The sequence below is a fragment of the Paenibacillus sp. S25 genome, assembly GCF_019454085.1.
GTDB lineage: Bacteria > Bacillota > Bacilli > Paenibacillales > Paenibacillaceae > Paenibacillus > Paenibacillus polymyxa_B.
In genome coordinates, this window is record NZ_CP073683.1 from 2781272 (window position 1) to 2803243 (window position 21972).

Below are 21972 nucleotides of genomic sequence, written 5' to 3' on the forward strand. Positions count from 1 at the left end.
CGACTGCAACGCATTACAAGTTGATGTTCTAAGTATGTAATATATTTACAATCTATTACTTGCATTTAGATGCGAAATTTTCATGTAAATTCATTAAAAAGCTGAAAACAATTCCTTATTTTAAACAAAAGAGGGTATTCTTTATGTTTATAAAATATATGTAGTATATATCACTGTACTTTAATTCAGTTTAATGTTTATAATAAATTAATAGCCTTAATCTATGGCTTACACTCATCTATGATGCTGAAGTTTCTAAGTATCAACTCTGAACTTCCAGCACACTCCATTTTTTTACACTTCCAAGTCTACTTACACACTTTTATTTCTGACTACATCATGAAACTCAAAAACGTTTCACTTTAACATGTCGATTACTGTTTGTGGCAAGATATTTTGTTGTTTTTGCTGTATCTATCTTAAATACATAGGAATGTGAACATCTGAATCCCAAAAAACATTTTTTGTTTTACCGCTTTTTATGGTGAGGAAAGGGGTTTGACATGAGTAGCATGACTTTGCTTTTTTCAGGACAAGGGTCTCAGTATGTCGGGATGGGTTCGGCATGGTATGGCGGTTTTTCAGAGGCAGATCACATCTTTGAAGAGGCTGCTGATATTTTGGGGTATGATTTGAAAACTTTATGTATGAAAGGACCCATCTCCCAATTATCGAGAACATCCTACACCCAGCCTGCACTTCTCACAATTAGTGTAATCGCATTCAGACGTTACATGCACGATGTTGGGATTATTCCTAAATTTTCTGCAGGGCATAGTTTGGGTGAGTATTCTGCATTGGTAAGTAGCGGAGTCTTATCGTTTGGCGATGCTTTGCGGGTGGTACAAGAACGGGGACGCTTTATGGAAGAAGCCTCAGAGGCCGGCCTGGGTTGCATGATTGCTGTTCGGGGGGCTGATTTAAATCTGCTGGAAGAGCTGTGCGATCACTATTCCGTAACCAGTCAGCCTATTACCATCGCTTGTTATAACTCCTCCTATCAATACGTCGTTTCTGGTCATCATGCCTCTGTTGCTTTGGTGGCGGGAAAATTAGAGCAACGTGGGTTCCAAATTACCCGTTTGCAGGTAAGCGGCCCTTTTCACAGTCCGCTTATGCAGCATGCTGCTGACCGATTAGCATTGGAACTGCAAAAATATACGTTTCATGAACCGCTGTGGCCTGTCATTTCTAATGTTACAGCACTGCCATATACGGATGCCAACAGCATTCGTCAAGGTTTGCATTTACAAATGATCCATCCAGTGCGGTGGATACAAACGATGCAGTATATGGAGCAACATGGGGTGAAGCAGGGAATTGAATTAGGACCGCGAACGGTGCTGAAAAACTTGGCGAAGGAAACAAACATCGCTTTTGAGGTGCTTTCCTTGGACAGAGACTTGGATCGGATTGAACTGGAACGTCGTTTTTCGATCCGTGATTGGTTGGTCAAACCGCTGGCGGTGTCGGTGTCTACACCCAATGCCAATTGGAATGAGGATGAGTATCATAAGGGGGTTATTTTACCTATTCGCAGGTTGGAGGATTTACTCAAAAGCATAGAATCGGGCAGATCTTCTTCTGCTTATGAACTAAGACGCGAGGCGCTGGAGTGTATTCGCCTGATATTGCAAACCAAACAAGTATCTGCAGGAGAGCTGGAGGAAGTTTTAGACCTTTTGAGGAGGGATCAGGATGGAGCAGTTTCAAACTTTAATTGAAATCATTCAGGACCGAGCCAGTAGAGCTGAAAATGGAATTATTTTCATTTCGGGTGATACGCAGGAGGAGTATGTAAGCTACAGTCAACTTCTGGAGCAAGCACTGCAGGTACTTCATCAATTGCAGGAAAAAGGAGTACAGCCTGGCAATAAGCTAATTATGCAAATTGAAGACAATCATACCTTTGTGAATGTGTTTTGGGGTTGTCTGCTTGGCGGAATCGTCCCCGTACCTGTAAGTATCGGGAATAATGATGAACATAAAATGAAGCTGTTTAAAATCTGGAGTACCCTTACTTGCCCTTACATGATTGCGGATCATAAAGTATTAGAGCAGTTAGAAAAGTATTCTCATCAGCATGAGATGCTGGATTTCTTTGATTCTGTGAAAGAAGCGACCTTTTCTAGCCATGATTTTGATTATTCCGATCAGAACAAAGGGACCATTCATCAATCCAGACCGGAGGATTTGGCGTTTATTCAATTTTCCTCTGGTTCAACAGGTGATCCCAAGGGAGTCATGCTGACGCATGAGAATCTCGTATACAATATTCGGGATATCGCCAGTCAAACGGGAATGACTTCAAGTGATGCGTATCTGGGCTGGATGCCACTCACACATGATTTGGGATTGATCGCTTTTCATTTAACCTGTATCATCGCCCATGCCAAGCAGCTCATTATGCCAACAGCTCTTTTTATAAGACGTCCTTCATTATGGCTAAAAAAGGTGTCAGAGCATAAGGTGACTCAAATCTGTTCTCCTAACTTCGGGTATAAATTTTTCCTTGATCAGTATAAATCCAAAACAGCGGATAACTGGGATTTGTCAAGTGTTCGCATGATTTTAAATGGGGCTGAGCCCATATCGGTGGAGCTTTGCCATGTATTTATGGAAGCCATGAGTGTACATGGATTAAAGAAAAATATCATGTATCCTGTATACGGTTTGGCAGAGGCAAGCGTAGGTGTCTCCACTCCACCTTTGGATAAAGATAATTTTGTTACTATTCATTTAAATCGGCAGCAGCTACATGTAGGTGAACCTATAGAAGAAGTAGATTCATCCGATAAGCGTTGTCTTACGTTTGCGGATTTGGGCTACCCCATGGCCAGCACCTCTGTTCGCATTTGTGATGAGCAAAATCAGGTACTAAAGGACGATGTAATCGGATACACCCAAATTTGCGGCAAAAATGTGACTGCCGGGTACTATAACAATCCTGAGGCTACCGCAAAGGTCAAGACAGAGGATGGCTGGCTCATTACCGGAGATTTGGGTTTTATGAGAAACGGACGACTGGTGATTACAGGCAGAGCCAAGGATATCATTTTCGTGAACGGCCAGAACATTTATCCGCATGATATCGAAAGGATTGCAGAGGAACTGGACGGGGTGGATCTGGGGAAAGTAGCTGTCTGCGGTGTACATGATGCACAAACTAGACAAGATCGTATTGTTGTTTTTGTGATGCACACGAAAAAAATAGAGTTATTTTTACCAACAGTTCAAAGGCTGAAAAGCCATTTGAATTATCGGGGAGGATGGCATATTCAGGACGTAGTTCCAATCCGCCGTATTCCCAAAACAACTAGTGGAAAGGTTCAGCGCTACAAGCTGGCTCAGAGCTACGAGCAGGGAGAATTTGATGTAGTATTGGCAACCCTGGCGGAGGCCACTCGAATTACACAGGAAGCGAACGATGCCCCTGTGCATCAAGGTGAGATCGAGCAAAAACTGATTGGGATTTGCCAAGCTATTTTAAATGTACAGTCAATTGGGACGGAAGACAGCTACTTTGATATCGGCGTAACTTCCTTACAACTCGTTCAGATCGTGGACCAATTAGAGGAACAGCTCGGGATTCATATTGAGGTAACGGACTTTTTCTCTTATCCGACTATCGCCAAGCTAGCTGGTTATATATCCAGCCAGGATTTAGGTCATAAGGTGATTACAGCACCGCAATTGGAATCCAAAGAGGAGGTAGAGGACCTGGATATTGCTATCATTGGCATGTCCGGTAAGTTTCCTCATGCGGATACACTTGAGCAGTTTTGGGCGAATGTAGCTTCCGGTACAGATCATATCAGTCCATATAGCGACGAAAGAAAAAAGGATGCCGAAGCTTTTATTTCCCGTCTGAATATGGAAGGCCGAAACATGCAAATCGCCGAAGGTGGCTATCTGGACGAAGTGGACAAATTTGACTACACCTTCTTCAAGCTGACTCCACGGGAAGCTTCTCTGATGGACCCGAATCAACGTTTATTTCTGCAAACTGCTTGGAGCACGATTGAGGATGCAGGCTATGGAGGAAAACAGCTGTCGGGGAAAAAGGTAGGGGTGTATGTTGGATTCTCCAAAACCAGCTTTGAATATGAACGATTGTTGTCCGAAGTGGAGCCAGGAGCGCTTCCAAACTTTGGCATAGGCAATCTTCCGTCCATTATCTCCAGTCGGATTGCGTATTTGCTTGATTTAAAAGGCCCAGCACTGACCATTGATACGGCATGCTCCTCGTCACTCGTAGCGGTGCATCTGGCGTGTAAGTCGATTTTGAATGGAGACTGTGAGATGGCTTTGGCCGGTGGAGTGAAGACCATTTTGCTGCCGTTGAAAGCTGGCATTGGCATGGAATCCTCCGATGACCGGGCACGAGCATTCGACGATCAGTCGGACGGCACAGGCTGGGGCGAAGGCGTTGGAGCCGTTCTCTTAAAGCCGCTCCGCCAAGCGGAAAAAGACGGAGATCACATTCTGGGTGTGATCAAAGGAAGCGCGATTAATCAGGACGGCAGTACGATTGGAATTTCCGCGCCCAATGCGCTGGCTCAATCAGAAGTCATTTCACAGGCGTGGCGTGATGCACGGATCGATCCCGAGACGATAAGCTATATTGAAGCCCATGGTACTGGCACCAAGCTGGGCGACCCCGTTGAAATTAAGGGCATTACCCAGGCATTCCGCAGATTTACACAGCGCAAGCAGTTTGTGGCGATAAGCACGGTTAAAACGAATATTGGGCATTTATACGAAGCTGCTGGGATTGCGGGATTGATCAAATGCGTGCTGTCGATGAAGCATCAACAGATTGCACCGCTCGTTCATTTTCGCACACCCAACCGGAACATCCATTTTGAAGAAACTCCGGTGTATGCCAACACTAGACTGAGGGAATGGAAGACAGACGGATTTCCGAGAAGATGCGGGGTGAGTTCCTTTGGCTTCAGCGGGACAAACTGCCACGTGGTGCTGGAAGAATATATAGCGAAAAAGGGTGCGGACCTAGAAACCACCGACCGAAAAAATGGATCATCGCCATTGTTGCTGACACTGTCGGCGCGAACTGAAGGAGCTTTAAGTGAGTTGATTGCACGGTACGTGGATCGCTTTGAACGTGAGGAAGAATTGCCGATGGAGGATGTCTGCTATACGGCTAACACGGGCAGAAGCCACTTGACATACCGAGTGGCTGTGATAGCCGAAGGAGCGGAGGCCCTGAAAGCGAAATTACTTCAGCTTTATGAGCAGGGCAAGGCCATTGAAGGTGTATACATTGGAAAAGTAGATAGTAGTGGTGGTACAGAAACAGCCGTCGGAAGCTCGGACACTTTGCAAGCACTGGAGCAAGTAGCAGTGAAGTACGTACAGGGGGCACAGATAGACTGGGACACGATATACGCAGGTCACCCGTACAAAAGGGTTTCTCTACCTACGTATCCGTTTGAAAGGAAAAGGTGCTGGATTCATGTTCCAGAACAGGTTCGAGCAGAGCAGAACGCGCCCGTTTATAAAAAACCAATAGTAAGGGAGTCTGAAAATATGGGGAATGAGTATTCGACTTCAGCGTCGTTTACTGAGCAGCATAAATCTTCCATTCAACAAAAGCTAGCGAAAATGATCGGTAATGTGTCACAACTTAGTCTTGAGGAACTGGAACCGCAAACACATTTTCTAGAACTAGGGCTGGACTCCATTAACTTGTCCCAGGTCCGCCACAGCATCAAGGATACATTTGACCTAGATGTCCCGATGAATGAATTTTTTGAATCGCTGACCACGCTCGAACTGTTGACTAACTACGTCGCAGATCAAGTAAGTATTTCCTATTCAGACGAGGTAGCAGTTGGTGCTTTGGAAAGCCAATCGAAAATACCTCTTCATCGGGTAGAAGCTACTACAGTATCAACCTGGACGGGGCAGGATTCCAGCGCAATTGGTACATCATCTCATGGAATAGTTACGTCCGGGCAAGAGCCATTTCAAAGCACAACAGTTATAGCGACTTCTGCGAGTGTCGAGCAGATTTTGCAGCAGCAGCTGCACGTGATGTCAAAGCAGCTTGATGTGCTCCGAACTCAACCGACTCCTCCAACATCCGTTTCCCAATCATTTCAACCGGAAAGGGTTTTGCCGTCAGCAAATAGAGGAAGCGCAGAGATCATTGAAACCAAACAGGAAATCGCAACTGCATTAGCTACTGTTCCACCGGTACTAGCTGTTCCGAAGAATGCAGGCCAGGAATCAAAACCGTTTACACCTTATAAAAAGCTGGAGGTCAAAGCCCATGAATTGCTTTCACACCGACAAGAACAACATCTCCAAGAGCTGATTGAGCGCTATACTGCTCGGACGCGAAGCACCAAGCAGTACACTCAGCATTATCGGTCTGTCTACGCGAATAACCGTAATGTAGCCGGATTTCGGCCTATTTTGAAGGAAATGGTCTATCAAATTGTTTCTCAACGTGCAGACGGGTCCAAAATTTGGGATTTGGATGGGAATGAATATGTGGATTTGACCATGGGCTTTGGTGTTAATCTGTTTGGACACAATCCAGCCTTTATTCGTGAAAAAATTGAGGCAGAGCTAAATAATGGCATGTGTGTCGGACCCATGTCCAACATGGCAGGACAGGTCGCCGAGAAGATTTGCAAGCTGACCGGTGTAGAACGGATCGCTTTGTACAATTCCGGCACCGAGGCGGTTATGGTTGCCCTCCGTTTGGCGCGTGCTGCCACTGGACGAGCCAAAGTAGTCATTTTTGCTGGCTCCTATCATGGTACGTACGATGGTGTGCTCGCGTTGGGTAGTGCAGACAATAATAAGGAGAAATCCACACCTCTGGCGCCTGGCATCTTGCAGCATATGGTGGACGATATCGTTGTACTCAACTATGGAACGGACGAATCGCTGGATTATATACGTACACATGGGCAGGAGCTGGCTGCTGTGCTAGTGGAGCCGGTGCAAAGCCGTCGTCCCGATTTTCAGCCAAAGGCCTTTTTGCAGGAGGTCCGTCAAATCACGGAGCAATCCGGTACGGCCTTTATTTTTGATGAAGTGATTACAGGCTTCCGGATTCAACCGGGAGGCGCTCAAGCGTGGTTTGGGGTACAAGCTGATCTTGTGACCTACGGTAAAATTATTGGCGGAGGGATGCCGATCGGTATCGTAGCAGGGAAAGCCGCCTTTATGGATGGGATTGACGGAGGAACCTGGAGCTTCGGAGATAATTCCTATCCTCAGAATGAGCATCGGCGGACCTTTGTAGCCGGTACATTCTGTCATCATCCGCTGGCGATGGCGGCATCCCTAGCAGTGTTGGATTATTTGGAAAACCACGGCGAGCAGCTGCAAAATCAGTTGAACAGCCGTACTTCGACGTTGGCAGCAGAGTTAAATAGTTACTTTACCAACGAGCAGATACCCATGAAGATTGTTCACTTTGGTTCACTATTTCGCTTCGTTCTCAAGGGTGATCTGGAGCTTTTCTTCTATCACATGCTGGAAAAGGGTATTTACATCTGGGAAGGGCGGAACTGCTTCTTGTCGACCGCTCATACGGAGGAAGATATTGCGCGGATCATACAAGCTGTCAAGGACAGTGTAGATGAGCTGCGTAAAGGGGGATTCTTGCCTGATCTGACCCCGAACGGGAAAGGCCCAGGTCCAGGTAAGCAAAGTGTGTCTATAGCCAACCCTTCAGAAGTATCGACAGTGGACGTGGATGAAACGGTTATCCCACTAACCCCGGATCAAAGGCAGTTCTGGTTCGCTTAATGTCAAGAAACGAAGTGACTTCAAGTGAACTGTCCAATCCCGTATTGATGTTGCCGGAAAATTGAGTAAAGTGCACTTCGGCGTCTTTACCCTCCAAATTTGATAAAATGTCAGGTTCTATTTTAGGACTTGGCATTTTTAGTAGTGTGGGTATCAGTTATGAGAAAGTCGGTCGGAGATGAAGAAAATCTCAATTGGGCATGCGTATAGCTTCATCGAATTCAATTGTCATAAATTAGATGATGAATTCTAACATTTACTTTTAAATTGAGTCTTTAATTTGAGCTTTGAGTATCATAACTTTTAAACTTTATGAGAACGCATGTCAGCGAGCAAAGGAAAAGATTTGAGTTTTTAAGAATCAATACTGGAAAAAAACTATATCCTGCATAATAAGTTGAATAAAAGAATTTAGCCATTAATGGTTTAATAAAACAAATTAGATCCTCGTTTTACTAGATGGATAATTATATTTTATTAGTATAAGGATGGTTCCTTATACAGTGGACCGTTCATATTTACCTTCCTATGAGAACTTTATCTGTACCCCTAGCTTGGTTAAATCGTGCTTTTTGGGTTAGCGTCACAGCTGGAAAGGATAAAATTAATTCCTTGAATACCCCATAGTAAAGGAGTCTGAAAAGATGGTGAATGAATATTTCTCGACGGAATCTGCTTCCAATCCGCAAAAATCTACGATTACTAATAAACTGTCAAAAATAATCGAAAGTGTATCCCAACTCAGTCCAGACGAATTAGAGCCGCAAAAACATTTTTTAGAACTGGGTTTAGACTCTATTCTTCTGTCTCAGGTTAAACACAGCATTAAAAGTACATTTGGCTTGGATATCCCGATGAACGAGTTTTTTGAATCACTGACTACGCTGGAGTTGCTGACAAACTATATTGCTGATAGGGTAGCCTCGACCTCTGAAGAATTGACCCGGAATTCGGAGGAGCATCAGCTGGCTGCGTCGTCCAGTATCACTTCTTCGGTGCCTTCCGTCTTGCCGGGCTGGAGTCAAAAATCTACTATCCCTATAGAAGGCCCAGCATCACATGAAAGCAAGCTATCAAATAAGGATGTACTTGCGGGGAGAGAACGAATTTTAGAAATGCAACTTCAACTCATGTCGCAGCAGATGGAAATACTGTGTCAATCTCGACCTGCACCAGTGGCAATGCCTGAATCGCTTTCACTACAAACTTCTGTCGAGCCTCAGACATCCGCGATGAAGGAGGTAGCTGCCACAGTCACTTCTGTTTTCCCCATACAGGCTTCCGTGTCGGCTGTTTTGCCAGACAGAAAAAAATTGAAAGCATTTGTTCCCTATCAAAAAATAAATGTACAAGCCCATAATTCACTTTCACTTAGGCAGGAAAAGCATCTGCAAAAGCTGATTGAACATTACACGATGCGCACACGAAAGACCAAAGAGTATACTCAGCAATACAGGTCTGTATACGCCAATAACCGGAATGTGGCCGGATTTAGGCTTGCTCACAAGGAAATGGTGTATCAGATTATATCCCAGCGTGCAGAGGGTTCTAAAATTTGGGATTTGGATGGTAATGAATATATTGATTTGACGATGGGGTTTGGGGTCAATTTGTTTGGTCACAACCCATCCTTTATCCGTGAATCGATAGAGAAGGAAATACATAACGGGATGTGCCTTGGACCGATGTCTAATATGGCCGGACAGATTGCCGAAAAAATTTGCAAAATGACAGGCATGGAACGAATTGCGCTATATAACTCGGGGACAGAGGCGATTATGGTCGCTCTTCGGTTAGCACGGGCTGCCACCGGGCGCGATAAAGTGGTGATTTTTTCTGGTTCCTATCACGGTACCTTTGATGGAATATTGGCATTGGGGGGGACAACGGATGACAGGGAACAACACTCCACTCCCCTGGCACCTGGTGTACTACAGCACATGGTGGACGATGTCGTTGTGCTCAGCTATGGAACGGACGAGTCACTCCATTATATCCGCTCCCATGCCCATGAACTGGCTGCTGTTCTCATAGAGCCAGTGCAGAGTCGTCGTCCTGATTTCCAGCCCGCAGCTTTTTTGAAGGAAGTACGCCAGATTACGGAGCAATCCGGGACTGCGTTCATTTTTGATGAGGTAATTACGGGCTTCCGTATTCAGCCAGGGGGTGCGCAGGCGTGGTACGGCATTGAAGCCGATCTTGTAACTTACGGTAAAATCATTGGCGGCGGTCTTCCCATCGGTATCGTGGCAGGTAAAGCATCGTTCATGGATGGAATTGATGGAGGGATGTGGAGCTTCGGAGATGACTCTTATCCACCGCATGAGCAACAGCGGACGTTTGTAGCAGGAACTTTTTGCCATCATCCCCTGGCTATGGCAGCTTCCCTGGCCGTACTAGAGCAGTTGGAGAAGGACAGGGGGCAATTGCATAACGAGCTAAATAGTCGTACGAAGGCGTTCGTAGCAGAACTGAATCACTATTTTACGGAGGAACAGATACCTATAAAGGTCGTTTACTTCGGTTCCTTGTTCCGCTTCGTCCTTAAAGGTGACTTGGAACTATTCTTCTATCACATGCTGGATAAAGGAATTTATATATGGGAAGGCCGGAACTGTTTTTTGTCAACGGCTCATACTTCGGAAGATATAGAGCGAATTGTACAGGCAATTAAAGAGAGCGTTAATGAGCTGCGCAAAGGAGGATTTCTGCCGGATCTGCACCCTCATGAAAACGATCTAAACAAGGCTTTTTTTCCTGAAACTGCAACTGCAGACCTTAAGGAATCGACGATTAAGCTGACTCCGGATCAGAAGCAATTATGGCTCGCCTCAGTCTCGGATTCAAAGGAATCGCAGTCGCTTCATGAGACTGTTTTACTGCGTTTCGAGGGTCCGCTACATGTTAAGGAATTTAATGAGGCTGTTCATCGCATCGTTAAACGCCACGAAGCCTTACGCACCTTTATGGGGGAGGACGGAGAAACGCAGATCATCGCCCCGGCAATGGCCGTCAGCATTCCACTACATGATATCAGCAGTCTTACTGTAGAGGAACAGAAACATGATATCCGTGCTTGGATGGATAAGGACAGGGAGACCGTATTCCCAATAAGTGCGGGGGAACCTTTATTCCGTATCCAGCTTTTAAAAACGTCGAATGAGAAGCACATCGCTGCATTTACATTTCATCATCTGATTGCAGATGGCTGGTCCATCGGTGTGTTTTTCCATGAATTGGAACGATTTTATTCCGCTTGTGTACAGGGGGAACACTGCACGCTTCCCGATCCTGTTCCGTTCCGAGATTTCGCAGCATGGCAGCAAAACCAGTTAGAGGCAGGTGGAGCGGCTGCCCTTGCTTTTTGGTCAGATGTACTTGCGAAGCCATTGCCCGCCCTTGACTTGCCGTCTCTCCAACGCAACATCAGCTCTCCTTCTTCGCGCGGAGCACGGCACACCATTGTGGTGGATGCACCTCTGGTGAAGCAACTGAAATCAGTCAGTATTCGGCTTGGCAACAGCTTGTTTGTGACTTTATTGTCTGTTTTTCAGCTTTTCTTGCACAGACTGACAGGCCAAAATCAAATAATGGTAGGTATTCCAACCGCAGGGCAATCTCATATGGGTGTGTCCCCGCTAATTGGCAACTGCGTTAACTTGCTCCCAGTGATTTGTGAGGTAGACTCTGGAGCAACGTTCACGGAATTCACACAGACGGTCAAGCGAGTAATGCATACGCTGGATGCTTATCAGAAATACAGCTTTGCAGGACTTGCCCAGTTAGGATTAAGCCATCTGCCCGTTCTGAAGGTGTTATTCAATATGGACCGCCCCATTCCGGAGTTTGACTATTACGGACTGGAAACAGAATTGCTGGAGCACGAACTATTGTTTTCTCAATATGAGTTGTTTTTGAATGTTACGGAATCTGGTCAGCAGTTGCGGCTTGATTTTGACTATGCTGCGAGTCTTTTTCAACAAGACACTATGGAAGTATGGGCGCAATACTTTTTACATCTGCTGAGCTCGGTTGTGCAGGAAGACGGAATGCGTATATCTGCGCTGTCTTTGCTTCGAAGTACGGAAAGGGAGCGGCTTTTGGAAGTGTGGGCGACATACGCGGATTCTAAAGGGAATTATCCTTGTGTCCTGGACAAATATAAACATCCGTCTCCTACTGGTACCATCGGACAAGTATATTTGGCCACATCCGCTGGTTTACTGGGAACGACGCTGGAATGGGCTTATATCGAGGTTGGAGGGAGAATGCGACATATCGGTGCAGCCAACCGAGATGTTCTTATTCGCGGTCATCAAGTGAATCTTGAGCAAATAGAAAAACATCTTTTGCGAGCACTGGATTTAGATGCCTGTGTTTTGACGGCACGGAAAGACGGTGAGAGCAGTAACTCTTCGTTTCTAGTGGCTTATATAGTGGACAATAATTCTAATTCGTGGGATATAGCGAAGCTGAAAGAGAGTGTTAGCTCAATACTTCCTGATTATGGGCAACCTCGCTTTTGGGTTCTGATGGATAGCATCCCTCTTTTGGCTGATGGGAAGCCGGATTTTCAATTATTGCCGAAACCAGAAGATATCAGGATAGAGGACTCGCAGAAGCAGGTTTCTGACAGTAATATGACTGAGGACAAACTGATATCCATATGTAAGGAAGTTTTGAATGTATCTGATATCGGATACAACGATAATTTTTTTCAAATGGGTGGAGACTCCTTAAAAGCGACTGTTCTTCTAAGCAGAATTAACAAGGAATTCGAAGTATATATTCCGCTGGTACAAATTTTACATTTGCAAACGATTGCACAACTGGCGGCACATGTAAAAGGAGGACAAAAGCGAAAGTTTGAGCCGCTTGTTCCGGCAGATTTACAGCCCTTTTATCCGGTATCTCCCGCTCAAAAAAGAATGTATGTGCTGGATCAACTGGGTGGAGGTGCAGCGTATCATGTATCGGGTCAACTGCATATAGAGGGAGAGTTACACGTTTCCAGGTTCATTGATGCAGTGAAGGAGGTTTTTTCACGGCATGAATCCTTTCGGACGTATTTTGAGATAGTAGACGGGGAAACCGTGCAGAAGGTACAGGATGTGCTTTCACTGGACATTCCTGTTACTCCAATTTCCGAAGAGGATGCTAATCACACCCGTGAACTGTTTATTCAGCCTTTTGACCTGAGTAAGGCTCCTTTAATTCGGGCTGAGCTGTTCGCAATCCATCGTGACCAGTTTATGTTGCTGATCGATATGCACCATATCATTTCAGACGGCTTCTCGATGGCAGTATTAATGGATGAGATCAGCACGCGGTATCAGGGTATGCCACTTGCCCCCATTGACGTTCACTACAAAGACTATGTCGTTTGGCAAAAACAACATTATGCCGGAGACAGCCAAGCAAAGGATGAAGCATTTTGGTTAGACACGTTGGACGGCGAGCTCCCTGTATTAGACCTGCCAACTGACTTTGCTCGTCCGTCAAGTCAGAGCTTCGCAGGGGACAGCCTTACCTTCATTGTGCAATCCAAGCTGACGGATAGACTTAATCAATTGGCAAGAGATACGGGAACAACGCTCTTTATGGTGCTTTTGGCAGCTTATAATGTGCTGTTAAGCAAATACTGCGGGCAAGAGGACTTCCTCGTAGGTACACCGGCAGCGGGTAGAGGGCATGCGGATACGGAAGCGATGATCGGCATATTTGTGAATACTTTAGTTCTCCGTAATCGACCGCTGGCATCCCAGCCATTCAGTGCTTTTCTGGAGGACGTAAAACATAACACTCTGCTTGCGTTGGAGCACCAGGAATATCCATTTGACCAACTGGTCGACAAACTGGATCGAGTACGCGATGTAAGCCGCAATCCCATCTTTGATACGATGTTCAGTCTGCAAAATAAGGGAATAGAGGTCATTGAACTCGGCGGACTTCGTTTGCAGCCGAATGAGTTTAATGCAGGTGTATCGAAGTTCGATCTTTCATTACATGTAACGGAAACTCAAGACCAGTTAACTTTCACCTGGGAGTATGCGACCAGCCTGTTTAAGTTGGAGACGATTGAGCGATTTGCCCTCCATTATATAAAAGTGTTGGAAATCGTAACTCAAGATGTCGAAATTCGCTTGGCTGACATGGATATGCTGACAGAAGAAGATAAGCACTTATTACTATATGAGTTCAACAACACCTCTGCCTATTTTCCGCGGGATGCAACGATTCACGGAAGGTTTGAGCAGCAGGTTAGCAGGACTCCAGATGACATGGCAATCATATTTGAAGATAAGTGTATGACTTACCAGGAGTTGAATGAGCTGGCGAATCGTTTAGCGCGAACGCTGCGGGCAGAAGGTGTGGGACCGGATCAGCCGGTGGGGATTATCGCTCAGCGTTCACCTGAGATGATGATTGGCATCTATGCAATTCTAAAAGCAGGTGGAGCTTATGTACCCATTGATCCGGGATACCCACAGGAAAGAATTCAATATATGCTTGAAGATTCGAGAACACAACTGGTGCTGACACAACCACAGTTTGCAGAACAGCTGAAGCAATATGCGGACTGCAAGGTAATGGTGTTGGATTATGCTTCCACGATCATGGCTTTGCAAGCGTCCAGGTCGACGGAGCCTACGACAGACTGCATGAGTATCTGGCATGAAGATGCCTCCAACCTTGAGCCTCTAGCAGAACCAAACCATGCGGCCTATATCATCTATACATCCGGTTCCACAGGGAAACCGAAAGGGGTTATTGTTGAACACCGCTCAGTCGTGAATCGGCTCTGCTGGATGCACAATAGATATGGCCTGAGCGCAGAAGATACGATTTTGCAAAAAACTGCCTTTACTTTTGACGTATCCGTTTGGGAGTTGTTCTGGTGGTCGATGGTGGGCTCTAAAGTAAGCTTGCTGCCAATCGGTGGAGAAAAGTCTCCCGAACAGATCCTGAACACGATTAATGAAGACAAGGTGAGCACCCTTCATTTTGTACCCGCGATGCTGCATATTTTTCTGGAATACTTGGAGCAGCAACCAAGGGAAATGGTGCAAGCAAAATTGAAAACGTTAAAACATGTATTTGCCAGTGGCGAAGCATTGCCTCCTCAGCATGTGGCGCGTTTCTATCGAATTATGTCAGGGTTTGGAAGCGCAAAACTAATTAACTTGTATGGTCCAACAGAAGCTACTGTAGACGTTTCATTCTTTGAATGCGAGCCTGTGGAAGAGCACTCGGTGATCCCGATCGGTAAACCGATTGATAATATTCATTTGTATGTTGTACAGGAAGGTACGGAGCGATTGCAGCCGATTGGAGTGGTGGGAGAACTTTGTATCAGTGGTATAGGAGTAGCCCGTGGCTATCTTAATCGACCGGAACTGACAAAGGAGAAGTTCGCTGCCAATCCGTTTAACAGCGGAGCGGAGGACTATGAGCGGATTTACCGCACAGGAGATTTGGCGCGTTGGATGCCTGACGGCAACATTGAGTATCTGGGTCGGATCGATCAACAGGTAAAAGTGAGAGGATATCGTATTGAACTGGGCGAGATTGAAGCGCAGTTGCTGTCTGTAGACGGAATCCAATCAGCAGTAGTCGTAGCGCGGGAGAACAAAGACGGCTACAAGGATTTGTGTGCATACTTTGTGGCTTCTGAGCCATTAAGTCCGCTGGACGTGCAGAATGCGCTCAAGCAGAAGCTGCCGTTTTATATGATTCCAGCATATGTGGTGCCTATGCAGCAGCTTCCTCTTACGGCTAATGGAAAAACTGACCGAAAAGCTTTGCCTGAGCCGGACCGCCATGATTCTTTACAAACGGATTATGTTGCTCCGAGAACTGATGTCGAAAGGGCGCTGGTCGTGGTATGGCAAGACGTTTTGGGATGTGACCCTATAGGCGTTCGAGATCATTTTTTTCTGCTTGGCGGCGATTCTATTAAGGCCGTTCAGGTTGCCTCACGTCTGCGTCAGCATGGTTATTCCCTTGACATTTCTCTTTTGATGGAGCACCCGTTCATTGAGGATCTCAGCAAGCTTGTGACAACTTTGTTCCGCTACACAGACCAGAATTCGATAGATGGAGAGATTCCATTAACATCGATTCAGCGGCAGTTGAATGAACTGGGCACATTTTACACCTTGCGGACGGCAACATCCATGCTATTTGCAGGCAACCCGGACTTCGATGAGGATCTGTTACGGTCTGTGCTGCAAACATTAACTACTCATCACGAGGGATTACGGCTTGGTCTGGCGTCGATCGACGAACCGTCTACCCTTGTATACCGAGATGAAAATGAAGAATGGTTCACACTTGATGTGTTCTCTCTTGTAGATGATGACCATGAAGCTAGCAAGCAATTACAGAGCGAATGCTTCCAGATTCAAAATAGTTATGGAATGTTTGAGGGACCCAGAGTACGCGCAGGCTTATTCCGGATGTCGGGTTCCGACCAGTTCTTCCTTTCTGTAGATCCGCTAGTGGCTGATCCCATATCTTGGCGTATCCTGCTTGAGGATTTCACAACTGCCTATGAACAAGCTCTCAACGGGGAACCGATAGTGCTTCCTGACAAAACAGATTCTTACCGCTCCTGGATGCGGTGGCTAGAAGACTATGCAGACAGCAAAAAGCTGGCCAAAGAGAAACTCTACTGGCTGGATAAGGTTAATTTCGATGGAGAATTTATACCGAAGGACCATGAGACACCTGCACATTCCGAAACACTTCGTCCAGTAGACAATTGCATCATACAGCTTTCGGACGAGAAAACAAGCCAGCTGTTGACACGGGCTAACCAAACCTATAATACGGTGACCGCTGAGTTACTGCTTGCTGCATTGGGACTGACTATAGCGGAATGGTCCGGACAGTCTAAGATTGCCATTGGATTTGAACATTATGATCGGGAGCAACAAACTGTGACTTCGGACAAACCGGACCTTTCAAGAACCGTAGGACAATTCGGTTCCATATATCCGCTTGTTTTGGACATGGAGCCTGGGGAAGACAGTTCTCTTTTGCTCAGAAACGTGAAGGAGACGGTCCGGCAAGTACCCAACCAGGGTTTAGGATATGGATTACTAAAATATGGTTCTGCAACCTACGGCAGATCGGAATTTAATGCTAAGTATTACCCGGAAATTGGCTTCCGCTTGATTCATTCTGAATCGGTCAGTTCCTCTCACTTTCATACATCGCCTATGGATGTTGAATTATGGTCCGACCAGAATTGTAGCGTTTCAGGTTTAGCCTATCCCCTCTATCTGGATGGGTGGATAAAAGACGGTAAGCTTTCCATCTGCATGCTTTATAACCGTCACGCGTATGAAGCAGATACTATCCGAATGCTTCTGTTGCGTTTTGAACATCATTTGTCGGGCATTATTCAGCATTGTCTGGACCAATCCGGACGGCAACTAACACCATCGGATGTGGGAGCACGTGGTTTGGATCTAGATGAGTTTGAAGACATGAAGCAGTTTTATGAGAATCTATAACGATTCGTACGAGGAGGATATCCATGATCAAAGGACTTGAAATTGAAAAAGTGGTCAACTTGACTCCCTTACAGGAAGGAATGCTCGTTCATGCGCTGATGGAACCAGAATCACAGGCTTATTACGAGCAATTACGTATTTCTATTCGGGGAGATCTGGATTGGAATGCCCTGCAAAAAAGCTTTCAGCTACTGGTTCAGCGTCATGAAACGCTGCGCTCGAACATTTATCATAAATCCGCTTCTCGTTCGCGGCTGATTGTCTTTAAGAAGCGAAATACGGCGATTACTTACGAAAATATGACAGAACTGACCGGAAAGGAGCAAGCCGACGCTATTCGTAGATTTATGGATGTGGACCGTAACACCCATTACGATTTGAGCAGGGATATGCTCATCCGGATGGCTGTACTTCAAACGGATAAAGATGCCTATACGCTGCTTTTAAGTTTTCATCATATTATTATGGACGGCTGGTGTCTTGGCATCATAATGGACGAGTTGTTAACGGCCTATGAGGCCTATCATACAGGCCGTTCCGTTCAATTGCCTGAACCACGACCTTACACCGGGTATGCCGACTGGCTTGAAGAACAGGATCAGGAGGCCGCCAAGAACTACTGGAGTTCTGTATTACAAGGCTACGAACAAACAGCTGGACTTCCGATGCTAAAAACTCCAGCTACAACTTCTGAAAAAGACGGCTATCTGCTACAGGAATATAGAACGTCGCTGACGGAAAAAGAGACCAGCACTTTGCGTGCGATTGCTGAATGCAATGGGACCACGCTCAGCAGTCTTTTTCTGGCCGCCTGGGGAATTGTACTTGGTCGTTACAACGGAAGCAAGGACGTAGTTTTTGGCACGGTTGTATCTGGGCGCCCGTCGGAATTGGATGAAGTAGAGCGAATTGTTGGATTGTTCATTAACACCATTCCATTACGAATTAGATTAAATGAAGAAAAGAGTTTTGTTGAATTGTTGCGCGATGTCCAGAGAGCCTCTGTCCAAGGAAGGATGAACGGATACTGTTCACTTGCTGAAATCCAGTCGCAATCTGCACTCAAGCAACGCTTGCTTGATCATATCGTTGTATTCGAGAACTATCCGCTGGAAAACATGATCGGGAGACAGGACTGGCAAGACAAACTCGGGTTCATTATTGAGGACGCCCGGTTATTCGAAGAAATACCGTATGACTTTAATATTGAAGTTGAAGACAAGACGGCAATGAGTTTTATATTGTCCTATAACGGCAAGGTTTACAACGGTGAAGCGATGAAGCATCTGGCCAATTACTTGAAGCATGTCTTCCTCCAAATTGCCAGCAATCCGGATGTTTGCCTCCGTGACGTTCGGCTGTTAACAACCGAAGAAGAAGCAAATTTGACGAAAACATGGAGCGGACCCGTTGTCCAGTTTCCTTCACTTACTTTTCACGGGATATTCGAAGCGCAGACGGAGCGTACACCGGAACGAGCGGCCGTCATATATGAAGATACGCTGCTCACTTACAAACAACTCAATGATAGAGCAGACGCTCTTGCCCATTTTTTGCAGAAGCGTGGAATTACACGGGAGAGTCTGGTCGCTGTCATGGTTGACAGGTCTGTTGAGATGATAGTGGCGGTGCTGGGAATTATGAAAGCCGGAGCTGCCTATGTGCCAGTAGACCCCGTGTATCCAGAAGAGCGTATTGAATATATGCTGCGTGACTGTGGAACGACGATTGTGCTTACGCAATTTCACCTGACGGGCTGGCTGAAAACAATGGATTTTATGGGCGAGGTAGTCGATCTCGCTACCTTGCCACTCCAGCCCGAGATGGATTCGAACAAGCAGTATATCTCCACATATGAGCCCAGCTCTTTGGCGTATGTCATTTATACATCGGGTACCACAGGTAAGCCCAAAGGCGTTATGGTTGAACATCAACAATATGTCAACACCGCACTCGGTTACAGACACAGCCAAGGATTTAAAGATTTCCCTGTTAAGCTACTGCAAATTGCCAGCATGTCGTTTGATGTGTTTGCATGCGATTTGGCCAAGGCATTTGTCAATGGAGGTACCTTGGTCATTTGTCCTGAAAACGTGAGAAATGATCCAGCTGCCTTGGCTACACTGTTGGAGCAGCAGGAGATTACTACGTTTGAGACGCCGCCTGTGCTTTTAGCTCTGCTATTGAATTACATCTATGAGCATGGTACAAATATCAGTTCCCTAAAGCTGCTTACTACTGGAGCAGATAGCTTGGCTGTTGCAGATTACCGTAAGATGTTGACACGTTTTGGCAGCAAGATGCGGATTATTAATACGTATGGAGTTACCGAAGCCGCAATCGAATCTAGCTTTTATGAGGACGAGCTGGAAAAATTGCCTCTGTCCGGAATTGTCCCTATCGGCAGAGCTCTACCAAATCATAAATTATATATTGTTGATGAAAGGATGCGTCCGGTCCCTGTCGGTGTAACGGGCGAGCTGTGTATTGGTGGAGCTTCTGTAGCGCGGGGATATCTGAACAGACCGGAGCTTTCGGCTGAGAAATTCGTGTCTGATCCGTTCTCGCCTGGTGGACGCTTGTATCGTACTGGGGATCTGGCGCGCTGGCAGCCAGATGGGAATATTGATTTTATCGGGAGAGCTGACTACCAATATAAAATTCGCGGATACCGGATTGAGCCTGGAGAAATCGAATCTATTTTGCTCGAAACGGAAGGAGTGCGCCAGGCTGTTGTTGTTGATCGACTGGACACAGCGGGACAAAAGTATTTATGTGCCTATGTTGCAGGTGCAGCTGAGAAAGACATACTGCGAGATAAACTGGCTCAGCAGTTACCAGTCTACATGGTTCCAGCCCAAATCATTGTATTGGAACAGTTGCCATTGACCCATAACGGGAAAATAGACCGATCCAATCTGCCCGAACCAGATGAAATAGCACCGTTGGATAGCGTATATGAGGCACCACAGGATGAATTGGAAAAAACAATCGCTTTGATCTGGGAAGAAGTGATCGGTGTTAAACCAATTGGATTACACAATAACTTTTTCGAGCTTGGCGGGGACTCGATTAAAGCATTGCAAATTGCAATCCGCTTAAATGCCAAAGGTCTGAAAATGGAAGTAAAGGACTTATTCCGTTACCCTGAAATTCACCTGATAGCACCGTTTATAAAAAAAATCACCCGTATCATTCCCCAAGGGATTGTAGAGGGTGCGGTAGACTTGACACCCATTCAACTCGATTTTTTTCAGCATCATCGGAGAGATCGTCACCATTATAATCAGGCGGTCATGCTGCAAAATGATGAAGGATGGAATGAATTATGGCTGAAAAATGCCATGGACAAGCTGGTAGCCCATCACGATGCATTACGGCTCATTTTTGTGGAAGAGGAAAAGGGAGCCTCCGCCTATAACAGGGGAGTGAACGAAGGTGAGTTCTTTACATTAACGAGCTATGATTTGACACAATCAAGCCAGCCTGAAGAAGAAATCCGACACATTGGTGATGAGCTGCAAAGCAGTTTGGATCTGCAACGAGGTCCTCTCATACGTTTGGCTTTATTCCATTTATCCGGTCAAGATCATCTGATGATCGTTATCCACCATCTTATTGTAGACGGTGTGTCTTGGAGAATTTTGCTGGAAGATTTGGGCACCGCCTATGATCAGGTAGCTCGAGGTGAGATGCCGAATCTGCCCGGCAAGACTGATGCTTACAAAGAGTGGGCTTTAGGACTGACCACTTACGCCGAAAGTGTACAGGTACGCCAAGAAATCAGCTACTGGAACAATGTAGATTCACGCAGGATGCGTCGGTTACCAAGAGATCATGAAATCGCGGTTAGCCTGATGCAAGATCGACGCCAAGCGGAGGTGGTACTCAGCAGGGATGAGACGGAAAAGCTGTTGAAGCATGTACATCATGCCTATCATACGGAAATGAATGATCTGTTGCTTACAGCCTTGGGTCTGGCTTTTTATGAATGGAGCGGTTACAACGAAATCCCGATTTTGCTGGAGGGGCACGGCAGGGAGGAGATCATTAAAGATTTGGACATCTCACGTACAGTCGGCTGGTTTACCTCCCTGTATCCCTTTGTAATCGAGGTCAACAGACCCGAGAACTTGGCCTATCAGATCAAAATGGTTAAAGATAAGCTGCGGCGGGTGCCTAATAAGGGCGTCGGTTATGGTATTTTACGTTATTTGACCAAGGACCAGACTAAAGCCGCTTCTCTAGTCGCTGCACCATTCCCGGAAATCAGCTTCAATTATTTGGGACAATTCGACGAAGAAAACAAGACAGACATGCCTTGGCGTATTTCCCGATTAGCAGACTTAGCCAATGGTGAGAGAAGCCCGCGTGCGGAAAAGACGAATACATTTGACATTAACGGCATGATCACGAACGGAATCCTTCGGTTTGAATTTGAATATAACGGGCTTGAATATGGTGTAGCAACGGTAGAGCGATTAACGATCGGCTTTAAAAAACATCTATTGAATCTTATCCATCATTGTTGCACTAAAGATCAGGCGGAGCGCAGCCCTACGGATTTTACATATAATCAATTGTCTATGGGGCAATTTGAACAAATATCAAGCCGATTATCGGATAAGCTGGGAAATCTGTTGAAATAAAGGATATCAGC

4 protein-coding genes are annotated in these 21972 nt (G+C 45.9%); all 4 read left to right on the top strand.

Annotated features, from left to right (window positions below; translation table 11 throughout):
* The first annotated feature begins 503 nt into the window (after positions 1 to 503).
* Entirely contained in the window at positions 504 to 1724 is a 1221-nt protein-coding gene (gene fabD / locus KAI37_RS12245; protein WP_220031366.1) for an ACP S-malonyltransferase, read from the top strand.
* On the top strand, positions 1699 to 7791 hold the full coding sequence (locus KAI37_RS12250) for an aminotransferase class III-fold pyridoxal phosphate-dependent enzyme (RefSeq protein ID WP_258383071.1): 6093 nt from the start codon (positions 1699 to 1701) through the stop codon (positions 7789 to 7791). Before fabD ends, KAI37_RS12250 begins: the two co-directional genes overlap by 26 nt.
* Positions 7792 to 8438: 647 nt before the next feature.
* Complete coding sequence (locus KAI37_RS12255; protein WP_481856616.1) at positions 8439 to 17312, top strand: amino acid adenylation domain-containing protein; 8874 nt, start codon at positions 8439 to 8441, stop codon at positions 17310 to 17312.
* A 23-nt stretch (positions 17313 to 17335) separates the two neighbouring features.
* Positions 17336 to 21961, top strand: coding sequence for a non-ribosomal peptide synthetase (locus tag KAI37_RS12260; RefSeq protein ID WP_220031368.1), 4626 nt, complete (start codon positions 17336 to 17338; stop codon positions 21959 to 21961).
* Positions 21962 to 21972: the final 11 nt, after the last annotated feature.

Bases quoted from the DNA above. Each gene is read 5' to 3' on its own strand.
- fabD (WP_220031366.1), top strand. From the start codon at position 504: ATGAGTAGCATGACTTTGCTTTTTTCAGGACAAGGGTCTCAGTATGTC.
- KAI37_RS12250 (WP_258383071.1), top strand. From the start codon at position 1,699: ATGGAGCAGTTTCAAACTTTAATTGAAATCATTCAGGACCGAGCCAGT.
- KAI37_RS12260 (WP_220031368.1), top strand. From the start codon at position 17,336: ATGATCAAAGGACTTGAAATTGAAAAAGTGGTCAACTTGACTCCCTTA.